This window comes from Agromyces sp. NPDC058064 (assembly GCF_042885275.1).
In the GTDB taxonomy this organism is placed as follows: Bacteria; Actinomycetota; Actinomycetes; order Actinomycetales; family Microbacteriaceae; genus Agromyces.
The window spans coordinates 203196-225644 of record NZ_JBHVSE010000005.1; the positions used below are offsets into that span (position 1 = coordinate 203196).

24 protein-coding genes are annotated in these 22449 nt (G+C 71.9%); 14 read left to right on the forward strand and 10 right to left on the reverse strand.

Annotated elements, in window-relative coordinates; genetic code table 11:
- Positions 1-102 precede the first annotated feature (102 nt).
- Positions 103-372: a 30S ribosomal protein S15 gene (gene rpsO / locus ACFVSL_RS16485; protein WP_022890935.1), complete on the forward strand. Its 270-nt coding sequence runs from the start codon at positions 103-105 to the stop codon at positions 370-372.
- A gap of 131 nt (positions 373-503) precedes the next feature.
- Here rpsO and ACFVSL_RS16490 read toward each other — a convergent pair whose 3' ends face one another.
- The gene (locus tag ACFVSL_RS16490; RefSeq protein ID WP_386942060.1) at positions 504-1049 is read right to left on the reverse strand and encodes a CGNR zinc finger domain-containing protein; all 546 of its coding nucleotides are present in this window, start codon (positions 1047-1049) and stop codon (positions 504-506) included.
- Positions 1050-1127: 78 nt separating this feature from the next.
- Here ACFVSL_RS16490 and ACFVSL_RS16495 point away from each other — a divergent pair, with 78 nt between their 5' ends.
- Genes ACFVSL_RS16495 through ACFVSL_RS16505 form a run of 3 tightly spaced genes read left to right on the forward strand, consistent with a single transcriptional unit; the run spans position 1128 to position 3703 of the window.
- A complete protein-coding gene (locus ACFVSL_RS16495; RefSeq protein ID WP_386942061.1) occupies positions 1128-2144 on the forward strand; it encodes a DMT family transporter in 1017 nt (338 codons plus the stop codon).
- 9 nt (positions 2145-2153) lie between these two features.
- Positions 2154-3041: an LLM class flavin-dependent oxidoreductase gene (locus tag ACFVSL_RS16500; RefSeq protein ID WP_386942062.1), complete on the forward strand. Its 888-nt coding sequence runs from the start codon at positions 2154-2156 to the stop codon at positions 3039-3041.
- A gap of 38 nt (positions 3042-3079) precedes the next feature.
- Positions 3080-3703: a hypothetical protein gene (locus ACFVSL_RS16505; protein ID WP_386942063.1), complete on the forward strand. Its 624-nt coding sequence runs from the start codon at positions 3080-3082 to the stop codon at positions 3701-3703.
- A 33-nt stretch (positions 3704-3736) separates the two neighbouring features.
- On the opposite strand, the gene trxA is transcribed toward ACFVSL_RS16505, so the two are convergent.
- Positions 3737-4135 carry a thioredoxin gene (gene trxA / locus ACFVSL_RS16510; protein ID WP_386942064.1) on the reverse strand — a complete coding sequence of 133 codons (399 nt, stop codon included), beginning with the start codon at positions 4133-4135 and terminating at the stop codon, positions 3737-3739.
- Positions 4136-4352: 217 nt separating this feature from the next.
- Between trxA and ACFVSL_RS16515 the strand changes: the two genes are divergently transcribed.
- From ACFVSL_RS16515 to ACFVSL_RS16525, 3 genes are all read left to right on the forward strand, one after another.
- A complete protein-coding gene (locus ACFVSL_RS16515; protein ID WP_386942065.1) occupies positions 4353-5903 on the forward strand; it encodes a M28 family metallopeptidase in 1551 nt (516 codons plus the stop codon).
- Between the two features lie 181 nt (positions 5904-6084).
- On the forward strand, positions 6085-7314 hold the full coding sequence (locus ACFVSL_RS16520; protein WP_386942066.1) for an LLM class flavin-dependent oxidoreductase: 1230 nt from the start codon (positions 6085-6087) through the stop codon (positions 7312-7314).
- Positions 7311-7943: an FMN reductase gene (locus ACFVSL_RS16525; RefSeq protein ID WP_386942067.1), complete on the forward strand. Its 633-nt coding sequence runs from the start codon at positions 7311-7313 to the stop codon at positions 7941-7943. The genes ACFVSL_RS16520 and ACFVSL_RS16525 overlap by 4 nt, the downstream gene beginning before the upstream one ends.
- A gap of 105 nt (positions 7944-8048) precedes the next feature.
- On the opposite strand, the gene ACFVSL_RS16530 is transcribed toward ACFVSL_RS16525, so the two are convergent.
- A complete protein-coding gene (locus ACFVSL_RS16530; protein ID WP_386942068.1) occupies positions 8049-9275 on the reverse strand; it encodes an oxygenase MpaB family protein in 1227 nt (408 codons plus the stop codon).
- Between the two features lie 347 nt (positions 9276-9622).
- Here ACFVSL_RS16530 and ACFVSL_RS16535 point away from each other — a divergent pair, with 347 nt between their 5' ends.
- A complete protein-coding gene (locus tag ACFVSL_RS16535) occupies positions 9623-10111 on the forward strand; it encodes a hypothetical protein (RefSeq protein ID WP_386942069.1) in 489 nt (162 codons plus the stop codon).
- Between the two features lie 102 nt (positions 10112-10213).
- Here ACFVSL_RS16535 and ACFVSL_RS16540 read toward each other — a convergent pair whose 3' ends face one another.
- Positions 10214-10420 (reverse strand): dodecin family protein, encoded by a 207-nt coding sequence (locus ACFVSL_RS16540; protein WP_386942070.1) that lies wholly within the window; start codon positions 10418-10420, stop codon positions 10214-10216.
- Positions 10421-10598: 178 nt separating this feature from the next.
- On the opposite strand from ACFVSL_RS16540, the gene ACFVSL_RS16545 reads away from it, so the two are divergent.
- Positions 10599-12635, forward strand: coding sequence for a GDSL-type esterase/lipase family protein (locus ACFVSL_RS16545; RefSeq protein ID WP_386942071.1), 2037 nt, complete (start codon positions 10599-10601; stop codon positions 12633-12635).
- Between the two features lie 2 nt (positions 12636-12637).
- Here the strand turns inward: ACFVSL_RS16545 and ACFVSL_RS16550 are convergent, their stop codons facing one another.
- The gene (locus ACFVSL_RS16550) at positions 12638-12829 is read right to left on the reverse strand and encodes a DUF5302 domain-containing protein (protein ID WP_386942072.1); all 192 of its coding nucleotides are present in this window, start codon (positions 12827-12829) and stop codon (positions 12638-12640) included.
- A 312-nt stretch (positions 12830-13141) separates the two neighbouring features.
- On the opposite strand from ACFVSL_RS16550, the gene ACFVSL_RS16555 reads away from it, so the two are divergent.
- A complete protein-coding gene (locus ACFVSL_RS16555; RefSeq protein WP_386942073.1) occupies positions 13142-15424 on the forward strand; it encodes a polyribonucleotide nucleotidyltransferase in 2283 nt (760 codons plus the stop codon).
- 157 nt (positions 15425-15581) lie between these two features.
- Here ACFVSL_RS16555 and ACFVSL_RS16560 read toward each other — a convergent pair whose 3' ends face one another.
- The 3 genes from ACFVSL_RS16560 to ACFVSL_RS16570 all read right to left on the reverse strand — a co-directional run bounded on the left by ACFVSL_RS16560 (position 15582) and on the right by ACFVSL_RS16570 (position 17018).
- Positions 15582-15803, reverse strand: coding sequence for a hypothetical protein (locus ACFVSL_RS16560; RefSeq protein ID WP_386942074.1), 222 nt, complete (start codon positions 15801-15803; stop codon positions 15582-15584).
- Complete coding sequence (locus tag ACFVSL_RS16565; RefSeq protein WP_386942075.1) at positions 15800-16477, reverse strand: ArsR/SmtB family transcription factor; 678 nt, start codon at positions 16475-16477, stop codon at positions 15800-15802. The genes ACFVSL_RS16560 and ACFVSL_RS16565 overlap by 4 nt, the downstream gene beginning before the upstream one ends.
- Before the next feature lie 82 nt (positions 16478-16559).
- Positions 16560-17018 carry an Lrp/AsnC family transcriptional regulator gene (locus ACFVSL_RS16570; RefSeq protein ID WP_386942076.1) on the reverse strand — a complete coding sequence of 153 codons (459 nt, stop codon included), beginning with the start codon at positions 17016-17018 and terminating at the stop codon, positions 16560-16562.
- Positions 17019-17183: 165 nt separating this feature from the next.
- Between ACFVSL_RS16570 and pdhA the strand changes: the two genes are divergently transcribed.
- The 4 genes from pdhA (at position 17184) to ACFVSL_RS16590 (ending at position 21223) form a co-directional block, all read left to right on the forward strand.
- Positions 17184-18338, forward strand: coding sequence for a pyruvate dehydrogenase (acetyl-transferring) E1 component subunit alpha (pdhA, locus tag ACFVSL_RS16575; protein ID WP_386942077.1), 1155 nt, complete (start codon positions 17184-17186; stop codon positions 18336-18338).
- Entirely contained in the window at positions 18335-19345 is a 1011-nt protein-coding gene (locus tag ACFVSL_RS16580) for an alpha-ketoacid dehydrogenase subunit beta (RefSeq protein ID WP_386942078.1), read from the forward strand. Before pdhA ends, ACFVSL_RS16580 begins: the two co-directional genes overlap by 4 nt.
- Before the next feature lie 5 nt (positions 19346-19350).
- Positions 19351-20760, forward strand: a complete 1410-nt coding sequence (locus ACFVSL_RS16585; RefSeq protein WP_386942155.1) for a dihydrolipoamide acetyltransferase family protein — start codon at positions 19351-19353, stop codon at positions 20758-20760.
- A gap of 148 nt (positions 20761-20908) precedes the next feature.
- Positions 20909-21223: a 4a-hydroxytetrahydrobiopterin dehydratase gene (locus tag ACFVSL_RS16590; RefSeq protein WP_386942079.1), complete on the forward strand. Its 315-nt coding sequence runs from the start codon at positions 20909-20911 to the stop codon at positions 21221-21223.
- 102 nt (positions 21224-21325) lie between these two features.
- Here the strand turns inward: ACFVSL_RS16590 and ACFVSL_RS16595 are convergent, their stop codons facing one another.
- Both ACFVSL_RS16595 and ACFVSL_RS16600 read right to left on the reverse strand, forming a co-directional pair.
- Positions 21326-21808 (reverse strand): GNAT family N-acetyltransferase, encoded by a 483-nt coding sequence (locus tag ACFVSL_RS16595; RefSeq protein WP_386942080.1) that lies wholly within the window; start codon positions 21806-21808, stop codon positions 21326-21328.
- On the reverse strand, positions 21787-22413 hold the full coding sequence (locus ACFVSL_RS16600; RefSeq protein WP_386942081.1) for a TetR/AcrR family transcriptional regulator: 627 nt from the start codon (positions 22411-22413) through the stop codon (positions 21787-21789). Before ACFVSL_RS16600 ends, ACFVSL_RS16595 begins: the two co-directional genes overlap by 22 nt.
- Positions 22414-22449: the final 36 nt, after the last annotated feature.

The window sequence follows — 22449 nt, forward strand, 5'->3', positions numbered from 1 at the left end:
CTCTGGTAGAGTATTCAGGTTGCCGTGAATCGGCCGCGCATCAAGAGAGCCCAGGCATTCGGCCCCGGGCAGCGCGCAACAAGGAGAAAGGGGATCCCATCTATGGCACTCGAAGCAGACGTCAAGAAGGCGATCATCGAAGAGTACGCGACGCACCCCGGTGACACTGGATCCCCCGAGGTCCAGATCGCGCTCCTCACGAAGCGGATCAAGGACCTCACCGAGCACCTGAAGGCGCACAAGCACGACCACCACTCGCGTCGTGGCCTGCTGCTCCTCGTCGGTCAGCGCCGTCGTCTCCTCGGCTACCTCGCCGATGTCGACATCGCGCGCTACCGCTCGCTCATCGAGCGTCTCGGGCTGCGCCGCTAAGCGGAGTAGTCTCGCGCGGCTCTCGACGACACCGCGAACTTCTTGCGAAGGCCCCCACCGATCCGGTGGGGGCCTTCGTCATGCTCGGATGCCTCGTGGCGCGCGCGATGTCGGATGGCGGGCGCTGCGCCTCAGCTCGCCCGCGCCCGGTGCGCACGGGCCGCCATGCGGTTGCCGCAGCGCGTGCTGCAGTAGCGGCGCGAGGCGTTCTTCGAGAGGTCGACGTAGACGCCCTCGCAGTCGTCGGCGTCGCACTCGCGCAGGCGGCGGGTCTCGTCGGCGCGCACCACGTCGACGAGGGCCATGGCGGCCTCGACGAGCATGCGCTCGGCGAGCGGCGCGTCGGGCGAGGTGGCGTGGATGTGCCAGTCGGCGCCGTCGTGCCGCACCAGGTGGGGGAGCGCGTTCGCCTCGTCGAGGATGTCGTTGACGGCGCCGGCGAGCTCGTCGCGCGGCAGCGCCCACACGGTGCGGAGACGCGTGCGTGCGGCGCGCACCTCGGCGAGTTCGGCGTCGTCGCCGTCGTGGCGGCCCGAGTACCGCCAGGCGTCGATCATGTCGTCGAGCTGCGCGATCGTCGCGAGCTCGTCGTCGCCCGATTCGGACGCCTCGGGCACCGTGTCGGCCAGTGCCGCCATGAACTCGAGCGCCGCCACCGTGTCATCGGTGAAAATCATTTGACTCCTGACGTGGTCGGGATGTACTGTCACGAGCATAACGGTTTTCACTCATGACGAGGAAGAGGTGGCACGACCATGACGGCACGACGCGGCGGGCTCGCCGGCATCGCGATCGGCCTCGCGGCCGGCCTCGCCTTCGGCATCGGCGGCGTCTTCGTGAAACCCCTGCTCGAGAGCGGCTGGTCGCCGGGCGTCGCGGTGCTCGCGCGCATCTCGATCGCCGCCGTGCTCCTCGCCGTCCCCGGCCTACTCGCGCTCAAGGGCGACCTCCGCCCGCTGTGGCGCGCCAAGTGGACGATCCTCCTCTACGGCACTGTCGCCGTCGCCGGCGTGCAGTTCTTCTTCTACGCCTCGCTCCAGCGCATCCCCGTGTCGATGACGCTCCTCATCGAGTACCTCGCGCCCATCGCGCTCGTGCTCCTCGCGTGGGTCCGTACGCGCCGGCTGCCGCAGCCGGTCGTCCTCGGCGGATCGGTGCTCGCCCTCGCCGGACTCGTGCTCGTGATCGGTCCCGGCGGCGGCGGGCTCGACGTGCTCGGCCTCGCCTTCGCCGCCCTCGCCATGATCGGCGTCTGCGTGTATTACGCGGTCGGCGAGTCGGCGGCCGAGCAGGTGCCGCCGGTGACGCTCATCGCGGCCGGCTTCGTCGTCGGCGCGCTCGCGCTCGCGCTCGCCGGGCTCACCGGCCTGCTGCCGATGCGCGTCGAGTTCGGCGAGGTCGCCTTCCTCGGCGCGGAGGTCCCGTGGTTCGTCCCGCTCCTCGCCGTCGGCGTCGTCTCCACGGCCTTCGCCTACACGGCCGGCATCGCCTCCATCCGCATGCTCGGCGCGCGACTGTCGTCGTTCCTCGGGCTCTCCGAGGTCGTGTTCGCGGCGATCGCCGGGTGGATCCTGCTCGGCGAGGTGCTCGGCCCCCTGCAGATCCTCGGCGGACTGCTCATCCTCGGCGGCATCGTCTGCGTGAAGCTCGAGCGGGCCGATCCGCCGGGCGCGCCCGCCGTCGAGCTCGGCGCCGAACCGGTGCCGGTCACCGCGTCGACGCCGGCGATCGCGTCGGCGTCGCACGCGACCGACCCCGAACGCGCGGCCTAGGCTGACGGCATGCGATTCGGCATCGTCATCCTGCCCCAGCACGACTGGCCCGAGGCCGCCCGCCTCTGGCGCGGAGCCGAGGAGTACGGCTTCGACCACGCCTGGACGTACGACCACCTCGCCTGGCGCAGCCTCGCCGGCGAGCGCTGGCACGCGACGATCCCGACGCTCACGGCCGCGGCGATGGTCACCGAGCGCATCGGCCTCGGCACCTTCGTGTCGCACCCGAACTACCGGCATCCCGTGCCCTTCGCGAAGGACGTCGCGACGCTCGACCAGATCTCGGGCGGGCGCGTCATCCTCGGCATCGGCTCGGGCGGCACCGGATTCGACTCGACCGTGCTGCGCCAGGCGCCCCTCACCGCCCGGCAGCGGGCCGACCGCTTCGACGAGTTCGTGCGCGAGCTCGACACCCTGCTGCGCTTCGAGCGGCCCGGATCGGGCGGCATCTCGTTCGACGGCGAGTGGTTCGGCGCCGACGGGGCCCGCATGGTCGGCGAACCGGCGCAGGGGCCGCGCACGCCGTTCCATCTCGCCGCGAACGGCCCGCGCGGGCTGGCGCTCGTCGCCGAGCTCGCAGAGGGGTGGATCACCACGGGCGGCGACGACGACGGCACCGACGCGTGGTGGCGGCAGGTCGCGACGCTCTCGGCGCGGCTCGACGACGCCTGCGCCGCGGCGGGCCGGGCGCCCGGCGAGCTCGCGCGCACGCTCTCGCTCGACTCCGAGGCGCGCACGAGCCTCGCGAGCGTCGACGCCTTCGAGGACGCCGTCGGTCGCGCCCGTGAGCTGGGCTTCACCGACGTCGTGTCGCACTGGCCCCGCCCCGAGGGCATCTACGCGGCCGATGAGCGGGTGCTCGACGAGGTCGCCGGGCGGCTCCACGCCCTCCGCTGACGGCGGCGCCGGGGCATCCGCCGCGATAGCCTGAACAGATGTCTGCGCCCCGCCGGAAGCCGCTCCACCTCTGGGAGCCGCTGCCGTACCTCGTCGTGCTCGTCCTGCTCATCGCGACCGGCGGCGTGCGTCCCGACTCGCCGGCGTGGCTGTTCTGGCCGTTCAACGTCGTGCTCGTCGCGGCGATCGCGTGGCTCGTCGTCGGTCTCGTCCGAGGGAGCCGGCGCACGAACCCCGACCAGTGGGGCGACCTCCGCACGCTCGACGGACTCGAGGTCGTCGACGCGCCGCGCCTCGAACGCGCGGTGCGCCAGGTCGCGCCGGTCGCCGACACGCATCGGCACCAGCCGGCCATCGACCTCGCACTGCTGTACGGGGGCGCCGATCAGCACGCCGTGCTCGTGCCGCGCGCGAGCCGCTGGCTCTCGATGCGCTACCGCATCGGGGTGCAGCTCGTCGGCGGCGGCACGCCGAGGCATGCGGGCTTCCTCGGCGATGCGGTGGATGCCACGTGGCGCGAGCTCCTCGACGGGCTCGCGTCGGACGGCCGGTACGTCAGGGTGCCCGCGCGCATCACGGGCGACTCGCGCCCGCACGGCGTCGAGCTCGACCTCGGCGGACTCGAGACGATCGCGACGGCCGAGGCCGGCGCGACGCGCTGACGCGCCGGGGCTCGCCCGTCGGGCGGGCCCGGCTCAGGCGCCGGCGGCCTGCTGCGCCTGGTCGGCGTCCTGCGACTCCTGCGCGGCGAGCTGCGCGCGCACCTCGTCCATGTCGAGCGCCCGCACCTGCGAGACGAGCTCGTCGAGCATCGGACGGGGGAGGGCGCCGGCCTGTGCGAACACGCCGATGCCGTCCTTGAAGGCCATGATCGTCGGGATCGACGTGATGTTCATCGCGGCCGCGAGCTGCTGCTGGTCCTCGGTGTCGACCTTCGCGAAGGTGAAGTCGGGGTTCGCCTCGGACGCGGCCTCGTAGTTCGGGGCGAACTGGCGGCAGGGCCCGCACCACTCGGCCCAGAAGTCGACGAAGACGGTGCCTCCTTCGAGGATCGTCTTCTCGAAGTTCTCCAGGGTCAGCGCGACGGTAGCCATTCGTCCAGACTAGGCGACGCCGCTGGACGGCCGCCGGGTGTTCGCTGTCAGCGACCCGAACGGCTGCGGGCGCAAGCCGGACGAGACGTTCGTCCGGAGATTTCCTCAACCCCCTTCTCGGGGGAGGCCGCGCCGCCTATGCTCCCTTGCCAGGCGCCCAGATCGGGCCGCCGGTTGGAGGAAGACGATGAAGTCACCTGTAACACCGTCCCGCGGATTGGCGATCGCGACCGTCGCGGCGTTCGCCGTCGCACTGTTCCCGGCAGGAGCGGCCACCGCCGCGCCGTCGGCGACGTGCGACAACCGCAACAACAACACCGTCTCGAAGCTGCTCGAATGCGTGAGCGGCGACGGCGCGATGGAGCACCTCGAGGCGCTGCAGTCGATCGCCGACGAGAACGGCGGCAACCGGGCCGCAGGGCTCCCGGGCTACGAGGCCAGTGTCGACTACGTCGTCGACACGCTCGAAGCGGCCGGATGGAACGTGTCGATCGAGGAGTTCGACTACGACTTCATCGGCGACGCGGAGCTCGAGCAGCTGACCCCGGTGCAGGCCGAGTACCCGACCGGCGCGTTCAGCGGCAGCGGTGCCGGCGACGTGACCGCCCCCGTCGTGGCCGTCGACATCAACCTCGTCCCGCCGCGCGCCTCGACGAGCGGCTGCGAGGAGTCCGACTTCGACGGGTTCCCCGCCGGATCGATCGCGCTCGTGCAACGCGGCACGTGCAACTTCGGCGACAAGGCCTTCTTCGCCGAGCAGGCCGGCGCCGTGGGCGTCATCATCTTCAACCAGGGCAACACGCCTGACCGCGAGGGGCTCGTCGTCGCCGACGCGTCGTCGCGCACCGACGGCACGCCGGTCACCCACGGCATCCCCGTCGTCGGCGCGAGCTTCGACCAGGGCGTCGCGCTCTCGCAGCCGAACTCCACGGCGCGCGTCTTCGTGCCCGAGCCCGACCCCCGCCCGCAGAAGAACGTGATCGCCGAACTGCCGGGCAGGAACGACGCCAACGTCGTCATGGCCGGCGCGCACCTCGACTCCGTGCGCGAGGGCCCCGGCATCAACGACAACGGCAGCGGTTCGGCCGCGCTCCTCGAGATCGCCGAGCAGATGTCGAAGGTGAAGCCGCAGAACACCGTGCGCCTCGCCTGGTGGGGCGCCGAGGAGGACGGGCTGCTCGGCTCGGCCGCCTACGTGGCCGCGCTCTCGCAGGCCGAGAAGGACGAGATCGCGCTGTACCTCAACTTCGACATGGTCGCCTCGCCGAACTACATGTTCATGACGTACGACGGCGACGAGTCGGGCTTCCCGGCACCGGTGACGGTGCCCGACGGCTCGGTCGAGATCGAGAAGCTGTTCGAGAGCTACTTCACGAGCGTCGGCGTGCCCTACGACGACGCGGAGTTCAGCGGTCGCAGCGACTACGAGGCGTTCATCCTGAACGGCATCGCCGCAGGCGGCCTGTTCACGGGTGCCGACGCGATCAAGACCCCCGAGCAGGAGGCGATCTGGGGCGGCGTGGCCGGCGAGATGCTCGACCAGTGCTACCACCAGGCCTGCGACGACATCGACAACGTGAACGCGTACGCGCTCGACGTGAACATGGACGCGATCGCGCTCGCGGTGCTCGCGTACTCGTACTCGACGGAGTCGGTGAACGGCGTGGTCGGCAAGAAGGTGCCGGGCGGGCTCGTCCTCCCCGAGCCGATCGGCCCCGAGGGCACGGTCGGCAGCGGCGGCGGGCACGAGCACGGCGAGATCGGCTGATCCCAGCCGGCTGCACCACGGCGGGGGCGTCTTCGGGCGCCCCCGCCTTTCGCGTGTTCCGCGTCGTGCGCCGCGGCGTCGGCTGGCGGGAATACGGTGGCAGGGGCATCCGTTGCAGGAACTGTATGCAAACGCATATATTGATGGCATCGCCGAGAACACGAGCTCAGGAGCAGCTGCAATGCAATTCGGAATCTTCACCGTCAGCGACATCACCGCCGACCCGACCACGGGGCGCACGCCGACCGAGGCCGAGCGCATCAAGGCCACCGTGACCATCGCGAAGCACGCCGAGGAGGTCGGCCTCGACGTCTTCGCGCTCGGCGAGCACCACAACCCGCCGTTCTGGTCGTCGTCGCCCACGACGACGCTCGCCTACATCGCCGGCCAGACCTCGACCCTGCAGCTCTCGACCGCGACCACGCTCATCACCACGAACGACCCGGTGAAGATCGCCGAGGACTACGCGATGCTGCAGCACGTCTCCGACGGGCGCGCAGACCTGATGCTCGGCCGCGGCAACACCGGGCCCGTCTACCCGTGGTTCGGCAAGGACATCCGCCAGGGCCTGCCGCTCGCCGTCGAGAACTACGAGCTGCTGCACCGGCTGTGGCGCGAGGACGTCGTCGACTGGTCCGGCAAGTTCCGCACGCCGCTGCAGGGCTTCACCTCGACCCCGCGCCCGCTCGACGGCGTGCCGCCGTTCGTGTGGCACGGCTCGATCCGCACTCCCGAGGTGGCCGAGCAGGCCGCGTTCTACGGCGACGGCTTCTTCGCCAACCACATCTTCTGGCCGGCCTCGCACACCCAGCGCATGATCGCGCTGTACCGCCAGCGCTTCGAGCACCACGGGCACGGCACCGCCGCCCAGGCGATCGTCGGCCTCGGCGGCCAGGTGTTCATGCGCCGCAACTCGCAGGACGCGGTGCGCGACTTCCGTCCGTACTTCGACAACGCCCCGGTCTACGGCCACGGTCCGAGCCTCGAGGAGTTCACCCAGCAGACGCCGCTGACCGTCGGCAGCCCGCAGGAGGTCATCGACAAGACCCTGGGCTTCCGCGACTACGTCGGCGACTACCAGCGCCAGCTCTTCCTCCTCGACCACGCGGGACTGCCGCTGCAGACCGTGCTCGAGCAGCTCGACCTGCTCGGCGAGGTCGTCGCAGTGCTGCGCGAGGAGTTCGCGAAGAACCGCCCCGCCGAGGTGCCGGATGCCCCCACGCACGCCTCGCTCGTCGCCGCGAAGTACGGCGACGAGGCGCCCCGCCAGGCCACGCCGAACGCGAACCGCGGCGACAACCTGACCGTCGGCTCGCCCTACCAGGACACGGCGACCGCCGCGGCGCCGGCTCCGGCCGCCGTCGGCTCGGCGTTCGGCCCCGCTGCGACCCGTCAGGGGGCGACCCGATGACCGCGAAGAGGATCGTCGTCGTCTCGGCCGGGCTCTCGACGCCGAGCTCGACGCGGCAGCTCGCCGACCGGCTCGCGTCGGACGCCGTGTCGGTGCTCGCCGACCGCGGCGTCGCTGCCGAGGTGCAGACGTTCGAGCTGCGCGAGCTCGCGCACGACATCACGAACCACCTGCTGCTCGGCTTCGCTCCGCCGAAGCTCGAGGCGGCGCTGGAGGCGGTCGCGTCGGCCGACGGGCTCATCGCCGTCTCGCCGATCTTCACCACGAGCTACGCCGGGCTGTTCAAGTCGTTCGTCGACGTGATCGACCCGCAGGCGCTCACCGACCTGCCGGTGCTGCTCGGGGCGACGGGCGGCACGCCCCGCCACTCGCTCGCGATCGACTACGCGATGCGGCCGCTGTTCACCTACCTGCACGCGGTGCCGGTCACGACCGGCGTGTTCGCCGCCACCGGCGACTGGGGCGGCGCCGAGGGCGACGGCGTGCGCTCGCTGCCCGACCGCATCTACCGCGGCGCGAAGGAGTTCGCCGAGCTCGTCGAGCGCACCGACCGCTCGCAGCTCGTGAACGACCCGTTCCAGCTCGACCGGCCGATGGGGCACCTCATCGGCGGGCTCGCGGGGGAGTAGTCGCCCGATGGCGACGTGAACTGCGGTTCACATCGCATCGAGATCGATCGACCAGGAGGGCGGGTCGGGCCAGGAGCGGCCCGACCCGCCCTCCGTCGTGCGATCTCAGCTCGTCGGGCGGTTCACGTCGGGGATCGTGATCGGCGTCGTCGTGCCCGAGGTGCCGCGGTTGAGGAAGGCCATCGCCAGGGCGCGGAGGAACTGGTCGAACAGGTAGAAGTTCACCGGCGCGATGGGGATGAGCCCTTCGCGGAACAGGATGTAGGAGGGCCACCCGACGCGGATCGTCGCCGCCGAGACGTAGTCGCGCTTGAGGCCCAGCCAGTCGCCGATCTCGTTGCCGAGCTGGTAGCGCACGAACTCGTTCAGGAACCCGCGGGTCACGCCGAGATCGACCTGGGCGGTGAGGCCGAGGAGCACCTCGGCGAGCTCCTGGCCCTCGGGCGTCCAGTGCAGCTTCGGGGTGAGGATCTGGTCGGCCTGCGCGTGTGCCGCAGCCCACGATGCGGGGATGTACTCGTCGCGGACGCCGAGCATGTGCAGGGCCACCTGCCACGAGTGCAGGAAGGCGTCCTGGTCGGCGGTCGACATCGGCACGCCCCACTCCTTGAGCTTCTTGTGCGCGAAGGTGCCCGTGCTGTGGAAGGTGACGAGGATGTCGTGGTTGGAGATCGGGATCTGCTCGTCGTGACCGCTCGCCTGCCAGTGCGGCGACTGGGGCAGCAGATGGCGCACGGCCGCGTGCACCATGCGGGTCTTGTTGGAGGTGACGAGGAACTCGCCCGTGTTCTCGAACGCGTTGAGATCGCTCAGGTCGTACCCGAACGAGAACGTCTTCGCGGCGCGGTCCTGCATGTCGGCGCCGCCCTTCGACCAGTACACCGAGCGGGCCTCGCGCGGGATGACGGTCGACATGATGCCGCCGCCGATGCCGTAGATCACGAAGAGGTAGGTGTCCTTGCGGCGGTTGAAGTCGGCGGCGCGACGCAGCTTCGTGCGGTCGGCCCACGCGGGCAGGGCGACGGCCCCCTGCAGCCAGGTCGCGAGCTCGGGCGGGAGGCCGCTCGGCACGGGCTGCCAGTTGTTGCCCCAGGACGCCATCGCCTGGTTCACGGCGGGGACCTGTCCGTTCTGGATGACCGAGGCGAGGATCCGGTCGATCTCGTCGTCCCAGACCCACTGCGGGTCGACGCTCGAGCCGCTGCCGAGGGCGCCTGCGAGCGAGCCCGCGACGGAGTCGGACCTCGACCACGACCACGCCGCACCCGGCGCGGCGACGACGCCGGAGAGGCCGAGGGCCGCCCCGAGGGTGAGCACGGATCGTCTGTTCATCTCGGGCATGTGTCCACCTGCTTCCTCGAAGGGGATGGCTGCGCCGCGGCCTCGTCGTCGGGGCCAGGTCCAGCATCTGCAGTCCATCCTGCACATGTGATTCGGCATTAACATATTGACCCGCCTCGCTCGCGCACAAGCCCCCGTTCCCGGATAAAGGTGAGGAAAAATCAGGAAATCCGTTCCGCAGGGGTCGAATCGGCGTACCCTCGATGACGGGGGACGCGGCGTGAGCCGCCGACACCGCGCGATGGCGCGCATATTCCGATCGGGGCGGGATTCCAGGCCAGGCAGGGCCGGGGGTCGTCGTGTCGCCCGTGTCCGGATTCCGATCGGAAGGAAGCATCATGGCAATTCGTCGAACGCTCGTCGCGCTCGTCGCCGCAGCGGGGCTCGTCCTCGCGGGGGCCGGCCCGGCGATCGCGGGCGGGAGCCCGCACTTCATCAAGAGCGCCACGACCGCGTCGGCCGACGGCGTCTCGCTCGTCGTGCACTTCAAGGAGGCCGGCCTCTCGGCGGGCTCGGTCGAGACCGTGGAGGCGACGGCCGACCTCGAGGCGCTCTACCAGTGCGTCAACGGCGGCGGCAACGTCCCGAGCGACCCGAAGAAGACCGCCTTCGACGAGAGCGTCTCGGCCAGCGGGCAGTTCACCGCGGGCAAGAACGGCAATCTCGTCGGCGACCTGACCCTCTCGGCGCCGGCCGCGGCCGACGTGCTCGACTGCCCCGGCGGCCAGACCTCCACGCTCGTCTCGGTGGTCTGGACGAACGTGACCGTCGAGGACCTCACGAGCGGCGCGTTCCTCGCGATCAAGGGCACGTTCACCGGTCCCTGACGCACCGGGCGCGATCGGGGGCGCCCGGCAGGGCGAACCCGCTGAGGCGCGACGATGGTGGGGAGGTCCGGAAGGACCCTCCCACCACCGCTGCGCAGGGCGTCAGTCGTCGAGCACGAAGGTCACCTCGAGCGTCACCGACCAGGCGGTGATCCGCCCGTCGGTCGCTTCGACCTTCTGCTCCTTCACCCACGCGCCGCTCACATTGCGCAGCGTCTCCGACGCGCGGGCGACGCCGGCGGCGACGGCGTCGTCGAAGCTCGTCTCCGAACGGACGGTGATGGTGGTGACACGTGCGACGGAAGCCATGGTGTTCCTCCTCGAATCCGATGGTGCCTTCCCTCCATCATCCGCCCGCCCCTTCGGGAGCGCGAGTGGTTGACCGCAGGGTCGACGACGGGGAACACGCGTCGACCGGCGGGTGAATCCTTCGCGCGAACGGGGGTTTCGGCGTGCCGGGAGGTGCATCGCGTCGCACGCTGGTGGCGTGAAGGTCGCCCTCCTCGCAGAATCGTTCCTCCCGCACATGAACGGCGTGACGCACTCACTGCTGCAGGTGCTGCGCCACCTCGAACGCCGGGGCCACGAGACCGTCGTCGTCGCCCCCTGCTCGGGCCCCGTCGACCGCACGCTCGCCGGCGGTGCGCGCACGATCCTCCTGCCGTCGGTGCCGCTGCCGAGCTACCCCGAGGTGCGCGTGACGCTCGCGGGGGCCGGGCGGATCGCCGGGATCCTGCGGACGCACGGGGCCGACGTCGTGCACCTCGCCTCGCCGTTCGTGCTGGGCTGGCGCGGCGTGCTCGCGGCCGAGGCGGCGGGCGTCCCGTCGGTCGCGGTCTACCAGACGGACGTGCCCGCCTACGCCGCTCGCTACGGGGTGCCGGCCGCCGAGCCCGCGCTGACCCGCCACCTCGCGAAGCTCCACCGCCGGGCGACGCTCACCCTCGCCCCCTCCAGCTCGGCGCGCGAACGCCTCGAGTCGCTCGGCGTCGAACGGCTCCGCACCTGGCGCCGCGGCATCGACACCGAGCGCTTCGCCCCCTCGCGGCGCGACGAGTCGTGGCGGCGCCGCGTCGCGCCGGGCGGCGAGACGATCGTCGGCTACGTCGGCCGGCTCGCGGCCGAGAAGCAGGTCGACGACCTCGCCGCCCTCGCCGGGATGCCGGGCATCCGGCTCGTGGTGGTCGGCGACGGGCCCTCGCGGGGCGCACTGGAGCGCCGACTGCCCGGTGCGCTGTTCACCGGGTTCCTCGGCGGCGACGAACTGGCGACGGCGATGGCCGGACTCGACGTGTTCGTGCACCCGGGGGAGCACGAGACCTTCTGCCAGACCGTCCAGGAGGCGCTCGCGAGCGGGGTGCCGGTGGTCGCGACGGGGCGCGGCGGCCCCCTCGACCTCGTCGAGCAGAGCCGCAACGGCTGGCTCTACCGGCCGGGCGACCTCCACGAGATGCGGTCGAGGGTGCAGGATCTCGTCGGCGACGCCGCGAAGCGCCGGGCGTTCGCCGAGCGCGCCCGGGAGTCGGTGCTCGGCCGCGGGTGGGACCGGCTCGGCGACGAGCTCATCGGGCACTACGAGGACGCCGCGGGCCTCCGCCCGGGCTCGGCCGGCCGTCGTCCGGCGCGAGACGCGGCACCGGCCCGCGTCGCGACGCGGCCCGCCGCGCCGTCGCCGACCGTGCCGCCCGTCGCGCCCCGGCCGCGTCGCTACGTGGCCGTCGGCGACTCGTTGACCGAGGGGCTCTGCGACACCTCGCGCACCGCCGACGGCTCGTACCGCGGCTGGGCCGACCGGCTCGCGATGCTGCTCGCGCTCGCCGCCCCGCAGGGGGAGCCGGTCGCCTACGCGAATCTCGCGGTGCGCAGCCGCAAGGTGCACGACGTCGTCGAGGAGCAGCTGCCGCGGGCGCTCGAGCTCGGCGCCGATCTCGTCTCGGTGCTCATCGGCGGCAACGACCTCGTCGGACGCCGGGTCGATCCCGAGGCCCTCGCGCACCGCCTCGGCGACGCCGTCGCTCGCGCACGTGCGACCGGGTGCGAGGTGCTGGTCGTCATGCCCTTCCTGCCCGGGCGCCCCGAGGCGAGGCCGCTGGTCGCGCGGTTCGCCCGCTTCAACGCCGTGCTCGCCGAGGTCGCGGGCTCGCACGGCGCCCGGCTCGTCGACGTCGCCGCCGAGCCGGCGCTCACCGGACGGGATCGCTGGGCCGAGGATCGCGTGCACCTCAACTCGGCGGGTCACCGCGGACTCGCCTACGCCGCGGCGCTCGCGCTCGGCATCCCCGACGCCGGCGAGCTCGGCGCCCTCGAACTCGCCCTGCACGACGACGCGGCCGACCCGGGGGAGCTCGGCGACCTCGCCTGGCTGCGCCGGCACGCCGTGCCGTGGGCGCTCAGGCGCCTGCGCGGTCGCACGGCCGGCGAGGGGATCGACGCGAAGCGGGACGCGCTCGAGCCGGTCGCACTGCCGTCCGCGCCGGCCGGCGGGCGGCCGCGCAGCCTGCCGGTCGCCCGGAGCGCCGGCTGAGCTCAGCCGCTCTTGCGGCGGAACTCGCGCTTGTGGTCGGCGGGGCCGTGCGTGTGGCTCGCGGCACCCGATCCGTCGAGGTGGGCTTCGCCCTCGCGTCGCTTCGACGCGTTGTTCTTGCGCTCGAGCGCCTCGCGGAACTTGCGCTTGGTCTCCTCGGAGGCGCTGGGTGTCGTCTGCTCGTCGGAAGTCATGCCTTCGAGTCTGGCACGGATGCCCCGGGGCGCGCGCCGCGCCGACGCGTCACGCGCGGGACATCCGCAGTTCACGGCCGGAAAAGGCCCCTCTGCTAGCATTGGGAGCGGTTGCCCGTGCATTCGCCCGGGCGATCACTGGAGCAGGCCGGCAGGAAGCTGGTCCCCTGTGGTGGATCACCAACTCGTCTTGGTGGACTTCTACTGGTGGCCAGCGTGAACGCAAGCTCTTGCGATTCGTAATGCCTGTTCCTGCTCCTTCGTACGAGTCGTGCCCACACGGGGTGCGACGGTAAACAAAGGAGAGGCCTCTTGGAAGGTCCTGAAATCACGTTCGCCGAGACCGTCATCGACAACGGCAAGTTCGGCACGCGTACCATCCGCTTCGAGACCGGCCGCCTCGCGCAGCAGGCGCAGGGCTCGGCGGTCGCCTACATCGACGAAGAGACCATGCTGCTCTCGGCGACCTCCGTCTCGAAGCAGCCGAAGGAGCACTTCGACTTCTTCCCGCTGACGATCGACGTCGAGGAGCGCATGTACGCCGCGGGTCGCATCCCCGGCTCGTTCTTCCGTCGCGAGGGCCGCCCCTCGACCGAGGCGATCCTCACCTGCCGCCTGATCGACCGCCCCCTGCGCCCCTCGTTCGTCGAGGGCCTCCGCAACGAGGTCCAGGTCGTCGTGACGGTGCTCGCCATCGAGCCCGACGAGCTCTACGACGTGCTCGCCATCAACGCCGCGTCGCTCTCGACCCAGCTCTCGGGCCTGCCGTTCTCCGGCCCCGTCGCCGGTGTCCGCGTCGCGCTCATCGACGGCCAGTGGGTCGCGTTCCCCAAGCACTCGCAGCTCGAGGACGCCGTGTTCAGCATGGTCGTCGCCGGTCGCGTCGTGACCGAGGCCGACGGCTCGCAGGACGTCGCGATCATGATGATCGAGGCCGAGGCGACCGACAACGCGTGGAACCTCATCCAGGGCGGCGCCGTCAAGCCGAACGAAGAGATCATCGCGCAGGGCATCGAGTCGTCGAAGCCCTTCATCAAGCAGCTCGTCGAGGCGCAGCTCCAGGTCGCGAAGACCGCGGCGAAGCCCGTCGCCGACTACCCGACGTTCCCGCCGTACCAGCCCGAGGTCAAGGAGGCCGTCGCGGCCTTCGCCGGCGCCGAGCTGAAGGACGTCTACCAGATCGCCGGCAAGGTCGAGCGCCAGGACGCCGACGACGCGCTCAAGGCGCGCACGAAGGAGCACATCGCGGCGAAGGTCGAGGCGGGCGAGCTGCCCGAGTCGGCGAACGCCGAGGTGTCGGCCGCCTACAAGTCGGTCACCAAGAAGGTCATGCGCACGCGCGTCCTCGAGGAGGGCGTCCGCATCGACGGCCGCGGCCTCGCCGACATCCGTCCGCTCGACGCCGAGGTCCAGGTCGTGCCCCGCGTGCACGGTTCGGCGATCTTCCAGCGCGGCGAGACGCAGATCCTCGGCGTCACCACGCTGAACATGCTGAAGCTCGAGCAGCAGATCGACTCGCTGAGCCCGGTCACCAAGAAGCGCTACATGCACAACTACAACTTCCCGCCCTACTCGACGGGTGAGACGGGTCGTGTGGGTTCGCCCAAGCGCCGCGAGATCGGCCACGGCGCGCTCGCCGAGCGTGCGCTCGTGCCGGTGCTGCCCACCCGCGAGGAGTTCCCCTACGCCATCCGCCAGGTCTCCGAGGCGCTCGGCTCGAACGGCTCGACCTCGATGGGCTCGGTCTGCGCCTCGACCCTGTCGCTGCTGAACGCCGGTGTGCCGCTCCGCGCGCCCGTCGCGGGCATCGCCATGGGCCTCATCTCCGACACCGTCGACGGCGAGACCCGCTACGCGGCCCTCACCGACATCCTCGGTGCCGAAGACGCGCTCGGCGACATGGACTTCAAGGTCGCCGGCACCAGCGAGTTCGTCACCGCGATCCAGCTCGACACGAAGCTCGACGGCATCCCCGCCTCGGTGCTGGCCGGCGCGCTGACGCAGGCGAAGGACGCCCGCACGACGATCCTCGCCGTGCTGAACGCCGCGATCGACGCGCCCGACGAGATGGCGCCGACCGCGCCCCGCGTCATCAGCGTGCAGATCCCCGTCGACAAGATCGGCGAGCTGATCGGCCCCAAGGGCAAGACGATCAACGCCATCCAGGACGAGACCGGCGCCGACATCTCCATCGAGGAGGACGGCACCGTCTACATCGGCGCGACCGACGGCCCGTCGGCCGAGGCCGCCCGCGCCCAGGTCAACGCGATCGCCAACCCGACGAACCCCGAGGTCGGCGAGCAGTTCCTCGGCACGGTCGTGAAGATCGCCGCCTTCGGCGCGTTCATCTCGCTGCTGCCCGGCAAGGACGGCCTCCTCCACATCTCGGAGGTGCGCAAGCTCGCCGGCGGCAAGCGCGTCGAGAACGTCGAGGACGTGCTCGGCGTCGGCCAGAAGATCCTCGTCGAGATCACCAAGATCGACGACCGCGGCAAGCTCTCGCTCGCCCCGGTCCTGCAGGAGGACGCGGACTCCGAGGGTCGCGGCGCGACCGGCGAGCACGCCGAGGCTCCCGCCGAAGGCGCCGACGACTAGTCGTCGGCTTCGCTGCAGCAGACGGATGCCCCGCCCGAGTCACTCGGGCGGGGCATCCGTCGTTCGCGGCCAGTGCGACCGCTGCTGCTGCAGGAGTATTGCGCCGAGACGGGCTCGGAGCAGGGGATGGAGCCTGATCTCCTGCGGGAGCAGCGGGTCAGAGCAGGCGGGTGTTCGCGCGGCCGAGCAGCGCGTCGCGCTCGGCGAGGGCCTGCTGCGCCGCGGCGCGGGCCTCGAGCCGGCCGAGCTGGCGCTCGCGGTCGTTGCGGCGGCCGGCGAGGCGCAGGCCCCAGGCGGCGAGGCCGAGCCCGCCGCGAACGGCGAGGGCGGCGAGGGCGCCGGCGCCGGGGGAGAGCGGTGTGAGCGTCGCGTTGGTCATGATCGCTCCTTTCGGGGAGTGTCGTGCTTCGTGTCGTTGTCGTCGGTGACCTCCCCGCGAATCAGGGGGAAGGCGTTGAGGTGGATCTGCACCGGCCGGGAGCCGGGCGACGGGGTGCGCTTGTACAGATCGCCGTACTTCAGCAGCACGGCGTCGATCTCGGCGACGAGGGCGGCGAGCTGCTCGGGCCGCAGCCGGAGGTTGATCGTGTCGCTCGTCGCGACGTCGTGCCACTCGCTGCCGAAGACCTCGTCGCCCTCGGCCAGGAAGTCGCGGTAGTTCTGGTCGCGGGTGCGGTGCCATTCGTCCTCGACGAGCTTCGCCGCGAGGCGTTCGGCGCTGCCGGCGGGCAATGAGCGCGCGTCGGGCACGGCGACCGAGCCGGGCACCCGCTCCCACCAGCGCTCTCGCCCGGTGCCGCGTTCGGCGTTCTCGCGGATCAGGCCGGAGCGCTCGAGCTGGCGCAGGTGATAGCTCATCGACCCGCTCGACTCGCCGAGCCGATCGCCGAGCCCGCTCGCGGTGAGCGGGCCGTAGGCCGACAGCTCGTCGTAGATGCGCACCCGGAGCGGGTGGGCGAGCGACTTCAGCGCGCTCGTCGACAGCACGTGGTCGATGCCGGGGTGGCGGGTGCTGCTCGGCTGGTCGGCGAGGTTCTCTGGCGTCTCGGTCATGTTGCAAAGATAGCGTTGCAAAGAGTTCTTTGCAAGCATTTGTTTGCAACGAGTTCTTTGCATGCTCGCTGCAAGGCAGGCCTCAGCGTTCGAGCAGCGGCCCCAGCCGGTACGGGATGAGCTCGCCCATCGCGAGCGAGGTCTCGGTGCGTTCGACGCCGTCGATGGCGAGGATCTCGCCGTCGATGCGGAACAGGTCGTGCGCGTCGCGGCAGACCACCCGCACGAGCAGGTCGATCGACCCCGAGAGGCCGTGCGCCTGGATCACCTCGGGGATCGCGGCGATCTCGTCGACGACCTCGCCGAGGAGCTTCTGCCGCACGTGCACGGCGATGAACGCCTCGATCGGGTAGCCGAGCGGCGCAGGGTCGATGCTGCGCTCGAACGACAGGAAGGCCCCGGACGACTCGAGGCGGGCCATCCTCGCCTGCACCGTGTTGCGCGAGAGTCCGAGGCGATCGGCGAGGGCGACCACCGTCGCACGCGGGTCGGGCGAGAGTGCCGCGAGCAGGGCTCGGTCGACGGCGTCGTAACCGGTCATATCGCCACACGATAGCACCACCGACCCGGGTGCGACTTGGCAACATGCTCAACGGCGACGAGCTTGCTTGAGCTGTGTGACCGATCGACGTACGCTCGCGGTATCCGGCAGAGTCGCCGGTGCGGGCTGCCCACGAAGCGGGCCCGCCGAGAGCGAGGATCGACGATGACCCCATCCGACCGAGACGCCACTGGCCTCCTGACGCGCCCCGACGCATTCGTGCAGCTGATCACGCCCGCGGGCGAGCGGGTGCGCGACGCCCAGTACGACCCGTGGGTCGCCGACGTCGACCTCGACGTGCTCGGCCGCCTGTACCGCGACATGGTCGTGGTGCGCCGCATCGACACCGAGGCCACCGCGCTCCAGCGCCAGGGCGAGCTCGGCCTGTGGCCGCCGCTCGCCGGGCAGGAGGCCGCCCAGATCGGCTCGGCCCACGCGCTGCGCGACGACGACTTCGTCTTCTCGAGCTACCGCGAGCACGCCCTCGCCTGGCACCGCAAGGTCGCCCCGGCCGAACTGCTGAGCGTCTGGCGCGGTACCGCGGCCTCGGGGTGGAACCCCTACGAGCACAACATGGCCGTGCCGCAGATCATCATCGGCGCACAGGCGCTGCACGCGACGGGCTACGCGATGGGTCTGCGCTGGGAGGGCTCCGACGCCGCGGCGATCGCGTACTTCGGCGACGGCGCGACGAGCGAGGGCGACGTGAACGAGGCGCTCGTGTTCGCCTCGAGCTTCGACGCGCCCGTCGTGTTCTTCTGCCAGAACAACCAGTGGGCCATCTCCGAGCCGGTCGGACTCCAGTCCAAGCAGCCGATCGCCCGCCGAGCCGACGGCTTCGGCATGCCCGGCCTCCGCGTCGACGGCAACGACGTGCTCGCCGTGCTCGCCGCCACCCGCTTCGCCCTCGATCGCGCCCGCCGCGGCGAGGGCCCGAGCTTCATCGAGGCCGTCACCTACCGGATGGGCCCGCACACGACCGCCGACGACCCCAAGCGGTACCGCGGCGACGCCGAGCTCGCCGAGTGGCGCGAGCGCGACCCCATCGCGCGGGTGCTCGCCTACCTCGACGGCTCCGGCGTCGACATCGCGGGCCTCGAGCGCGAGGCGACCGCCGAGGCCGACCGCGTCGCGGCCGAGCTCCGCGCCGCGATCACGACGCTCGGCGACCCCGAGCCGCTCAGCGTCTTCGACCACGTCTACGCCGAGCCGAACAGCCACGTCGACCGCCAGCGCGCGAACTACGCGCGCTACCTGGCGATGTTCGAGGAGCCGGGCGACCCCGAGGCATCCGGCCGTACCGAAGGAGGCGTGCGATGACGCAGCTCACGCTCGCGAAGGCACTGAACGCCGGACTCCGTCGCGCCCTCGCCGACGACGACAAGGTCGTGCTCATGGGCGAGGACATCGGCACGCTCGGCGGCGTGTTCCGCGTGACCGACGGACTGAAGGCCGAGTTCGGCGGGCACCGCGTCGTCGACTCGCCGCTCTCGGAGGCCGGTCTCATCGGCACCGCGGTGGGGCTCGCGTACCGCGGCTTCCGACCGGTCGTCGAGATCCAGTTCGACGGCTTCATCTACCCGGGCTTCGACCAGATCGTCGCCCAGGTCGCGAAGCTCCACTACCGCTCGCGCGGCACCGTGAAGATGCCGATCACGATCCGCGTGCCGTTCGGCGGCGGCATCGGCGCGGCCGAGCACCACTCAGAGTCGCCCGAGGCGTACTTCGCGCACACTGCCGGCCTGCGCGTCGTCGCCTGCTCGAACCCGGCCGACGCCTACGTGATGCTGCGCCAGGCGATCGCGAGCGACGACCCCGTGCTGTTCTTCGAGCCCAAGCGCCGCTACCACGTGAAGGGCGAGGTCGACGAGTCGGCGAGCCTCGCCGACGCGCCGCCGATGGGCGTCGCCACGACGCTCGCGCGCGGGAACGACGTCACGCTCGTCACCTACGGCGCGCTCGTGCAGACCGCTCGGGATGCCGCGACCGCGGCCGCCGAGGAGGGCATCTCGCTCGAGGTGATCGACCTGCGCTCGCTCGCGCCGATCGACTACGCGCCGATCGAGGCGTCGGTGCGGCGCACCGGCCGGCTCGTGATCGCGCACGAGGCGGGCCAGCAGGGCGGCATGGGCGCCGAGATCGCCGCATCGATCACCGAGCGCTGCTTCGAGTTCCTCGAGGCGGCGCCCGTGCGGGTCACCGGGCACGACATCCCGTACCCGCCGGCGAAGCTCGAGCGCCACCACCTGCCCGACCTCGACCGCATCCTCGACGGGGTCGATCGCGCGCTCGGCCGCCCGAACTCGCTGAGCGGGGTGGAGGCGTGAGCACGATGATCCGCGACTTCCCGCTGCCCGACCTCGGCGAGGGGCTCACCGAGTCCGAGATCGTCGCCTGGCGCGTCGCCGTGGGCGACCGCGTCGAGCTCAACCAGATCGTCGCCGACATCGAGACCGCGAAGGCGGTCGTCGAGCTGCCCTCGCCGTTCGCGGGGGTCATCACGGCGCTGCACGCCGCGGAGGGCGAGACGATCGACGTCGGCGCACCGCTCTTCTCGTGCGACACCGGGGAACCGGCGGGCGAGGGGGATGCCGCGCCCGAGCCGGCGGCCGCTGCGCCCGCACCGGCACCGGCCGAGCAGACCGGGCCGTCCGCGACGCCGGCCGCGCCCGAGGCGGCTCCCGGTCCGAATCTCGTGGGCTACGGCGCACGAGATGAGGGCGGACCGAAGCGCCGCGCACGACTCGCCGCGGCGCTCGCCGCCGAGCTCGTGCCCGAGCTGCCGGCGGCGTCGGTCGCCGAGGCGCCTCGCGTCGACCTCGAACCCGCCATGGGCGCCGAGCGCCCGCGGTCGACTCCGCCGGTGCGCAAGCTCGCGCGCGACCTCGGCGTCGACCTCGAGCGCGTCGCCGGCACCGGCCCGCGCGGCCTGATCACGCGCGACGACGTCGAGCACGCGGCATCCTCGTCGGGCACGCGGCCGGCGATCGCGGCCGGCCCCGGTGTCGCCGAGCCGCAGGCGGCCGCGACCGGCCCGTTGCCCGCCGAGACCCGCATCCCGATCAAGGGCGTGCGCAAGCACACCGCCGCGGCGATGGTGCGCAGCGCCTTCACCGCGCCGCACGTGACGGAGTTCCTGACGATCGACGTCACCGAGACGATGGAGCTCGTGCGGGGGCTCCGCGAGGACCGCGCGCTCGCCGCCCACCGCGTGACACCGCTCGCGGTCGTCGCGAAGGCGCTCTGCATCGCCGCGCGCCGCACGCCCGAGGTGAACGCCAGGTGGGACGAGGAGGCCCAGGAGATCGTGCAGTTCGCCGGGGTGAACCTCGGCATCGCCGCGGCGACCGAGCGCGGCCTCGTCGTGCCGAACATCCCCGGCGCCGACGGGCTGACCCTGCTCGAGCTCGCCGACGCGATCACCGCGCTCGCCGAGACGGCACGTTCCGGGAAGACGAGTCCGTCGTCGCTCGCGGGCGGCACCATCTCGATCACGAACATCGGCGTCTTCGGCATCGACGCGGGCACGCCCATCCTGAACCCCGGGGAGGCGTCGATCCTCGCGATGGGCGCCGTGCGCCGGCAGCCGTGGGAGCACCGGGGCGAGATCGCCCTCCGCGAGGTCATGACGCTGAGCCTCTCGTTCGACCACCGCCTGGTCGACGGCGAGCAGGGCTCGCGGTTCCTCGCCGACATCGGCGCGATCCTCCGCGAGCCGGGCCGTGCGCTGACCATGATGTGATCGCCCGAACCGAATACAGGACGATCCCGTCGACACCCCGCGCTCCGGGGGAGGAGTGCGGCGCGTCGGCGGGGATCTCCTGCATCCGGTGCGCGGATCGGTCGGTGAACCACTACCGACGGGCCCCGGCCAGGAGGAGGATGGCGGCATGAACGACGCGCGGCGCATCCTCACCCCGGCCGAGACCGCCGACGAGCTGGCGGGCACGGCCTTCGTGCACACCGGCGACCGGCTCGACGGCGCCTACCGCACCGACGACTTCGCGAGTGCCGTCGAGCTCCTCGACGAGGTCGCGCTGGTCGCCGACGCACTCGACCACCATCCCGACGTGCGGCTCGGCTGGGGGCGCATCGCCTTCGAGCTGAGCTCGCACGACGTGGGCGGCGTCACCTTCCGCGACCTCGAGCTCGCCCGTCGCATCGACGCGCTGGCCGAGGCGCAGGGCGCACGCACCGGCAACTGACCGGAAGCACCGCCGGTCGAACCGCGGGCCGCGACGCCGCACCGGTCGCGCGCCGGCACTGCGGCGCGGCGGCGCGGCGAGGCATCCGCCCGCCCGTGCTCGTCAGCCGAGCCGGTACACCCGCTCCTCGATCTCTGCCTCGCGGGCGTTCGCGTAGCCGTGCTCGGTGCCGACGTGCTCGAAGCCGAGCTTCTCGAGCACGGCGATCGATCCGGCGTTGTCCGCGGCGACCCGGGCGCGCACCGGGCGCTCGCCGAGGGCGTCGAGGAACAGGTGCATGGCCCGCGTCGCGATGCCGCGGCCCCAGTGCGCACGGTCGATCCAGTACGTGATCTCGGGGGCGCCCTCGTCGAACCAGCGGGCGACGCTGCCCACGATCTCGCCGTCGGCGCGCACCGTGCGGGTGTCGACGCCGGGGTCGTCGAGCAGCCGGCGCCAGTGGGCGTCGAACATCGCTCGATCGCTCGGGTCGGGCGGGGTGAAGGCCGCCATGCGGACCGCGACCGGGTCCTGCTCGATCAGGAACAGTGCATCGAGATCGCCGTCGCGGGTCGCGCGCAGCGTCACGACATGAGGCTCGCCCATGCCATCTCCTCCAGGATGCCGCGGACGGTGCCGTCGGCAGGTCGGCGCCCGGGGATGCGGGCGCTGTGCGGAGTGGAGTTCAGGAGGCCGAAGGCGGCGTGTGCCCTGACCCTGAGCTCCGCCTCGGCCCGATCGGGCCGGAGTCGGGAGAGCACGTCGACCCAGTGTTCGACGTAGCGGCGCTGGAGGAGGCGGACGTCGTGGCGCGCGCCCGCGTCGAGCTGTTCGAGTTCGCGATCCTGCACGAGGATGACGTCGGCGTCGCCGAGGGCGAAGTCGACGTGGTGCGCGATGAGCGCGCGCAGCGAGCGTTCGGGGTCGGATGCCTCGTGGAGCACCCGCTCGGCACCGTCGAGGAGGGCCCGGCTCGCGCCCTCGAGGATCGCGGCGAGCACGGCGGCCTTGCCCGGGAAGTGGCGGTAGACGGCCGGGCCCGAGACGCCGACGGCGGTGCCGAGGTCTTCGATCGTGACGCCCGCGTAGCCGCGCTCGGCGAAGAGGGTCGCGGCGGCGGCGAGGATGGCGGCGCGGCGGTCGGCCTTCTGCCGTCCGCGTTCGGTGAGCACGGTCGGCGCGTCGGGCGCGGGGGCTGGGCTGCTTGCCATCTCGGTTAACGCTCGCTAACATCGGGAATCGAGTTA

Bases quoted from the DNA above. Each gene is read 5' to 3' on its own strand.
- rpsO (WP_022890935.1), top strand. From the start codon at position 103: ATGGCACTCGAAGCAGACGTCAAGAAGGCGATCATCGAAGAGTACGCG.
- ACFVSL_RS16490 (WP_386942060.1), bottom strand. From the start codon at position 1,049: ATGATTTTCACCGATGACACGGTGGCGGCGCTCGAGTTCATGGCGGCA.
- ACFVSL_RS16495 (WP_386942061.1), top strand. From the start codon at position 1,128: ATGACGGCACGACGCGGCGGGCTCGCCGGCATCGCGATCGGCCTCGCG.
- ACFVSL_RS16500 (WP_386942062.1), top strand. From the start codon at position 2,154: ATGCGATTCGGCATCGTCATCCTGCCCCAGCACGACTGGCCCGAGGCC.
- ACFVSL_RS16505 (WP_386942063.1), top strand. From the start codon at position 3,080: ATGTCTGCGCCCCGCCGGAAGCCGCTCCACCTCTGGGAGCCGCTGCCG.
- trxA (WP_386942064.1), bottom strand. From the start codon at position 4,135: ATGGCTACCGTCGCGCTGACCCTGGAGAACTTCGAGAAGACGATCCTC.
- ACFVSL_RS16520 (WP_386942066.1), top strand. From the start codon at position 6,085: ATGCAATTCGGAATCTTCACCGTCAGCGACATCACCGCCGACCCGACC.
- ACFVSL_RS16525 (WP_386942067.1), top strand. From the start codon at position 7,311: ATGACCGCGAAGAGGATCGTCGTCGTCTCGGCCGGGCTCTCGACGCCG.
- ACFVSL_RS16530 (WP_386942068.1), bottom strand. From the start codon at position 9,275: ATGAACAGACGATCCGTGCTCACCCTCGGGGCGGCCCTCGGCCTCTCC.
- ACFVSL_RS16535 (WP_386942069.1), top strand. From the start codon at position 9,623: ATGGCAATTCGTCGAACGCTCGTCGCGCTCGTCGCCGCAGCGGGGCTC.
- ACFVSL_RS16540 (WP_386942070.1), bottom strand. From the start codon at position 10,420: ATGGCTTCCGTCGCACGTGTCACCACCATCACCGTCCGTTCGGAGACG.
- ACFVSL_RS16550 (WP_386942072.1), bottom strand. From the start codon at position 12,829: ATGACTTCCGACGAGCAGACGACACCCAGCGCCTCCGAGGAGACCAAG.
- ACFVSL_RS16560 (WP_386942074.1), bottom strand. From the start codon at position 15,803: ATGACCAACGCGACGCTCACACCGCTCTCCCCCGGCGCCGGCGCCCTC.
- ACFVSL_RS16565 (WP_386942075.1), bottom strand. From the start codon at position 16,477: ATGACCGAGACGCCAGAGAACCTCGCCGACCAGCCGAGCAGCACCCGC.
- ACFVSL_RS16570 (WP_386942076.1), bottom strand. From the start codon at position 17,018: ATGACCGGTTACGACGCCGTCGACCGAGCCCTGCTCGCGGCACTCTCG.
- pdhA (WP_386942077.1), top strand. From the start codon at position 17,184: ATGACCCCATCCGACCGAGACGCCACTGGCCTCCTGACGCGCCCCGAC.
- ACFVSL_RS16580 (WP_386942078.1), top strand. From the start codon at position 18,335: ATGACGCAGCTCACGCTCGCGAAGGCACTGAACGCCGGACTCCGTCGC.
- ACFVSL_RS16585 (WP_386942155.1), top strand. From the start codon at position 19,351: ATGATCCGCGACTTCCCGCTGCCCGACCTCGGCGAGGGGCTCACCGAG.
- ACFVSL_RS16590 (WP_386942079.1), top strand. From the start codon at position 20,909: ATGAACGACGCGCGGCGCATCCTCACCCCGGCCGAGACCGCCGACGAG.
- ACFVSL_RS16595 (WP_386942080.1), bottom strand. From the start codon at position 21,808: ATGGGCGAGCCTCATGTCGTGACGCTGCGCGCGACCCGCGACGGCGAT.
- ACFVSL_RS16600 (WP_386942081.1), bottom strand. From the start codon at position 22,413: ATGGCAAGCAGCCCAGCCCCCGCGCCCGACGCGCCGACCGTGCTCACC.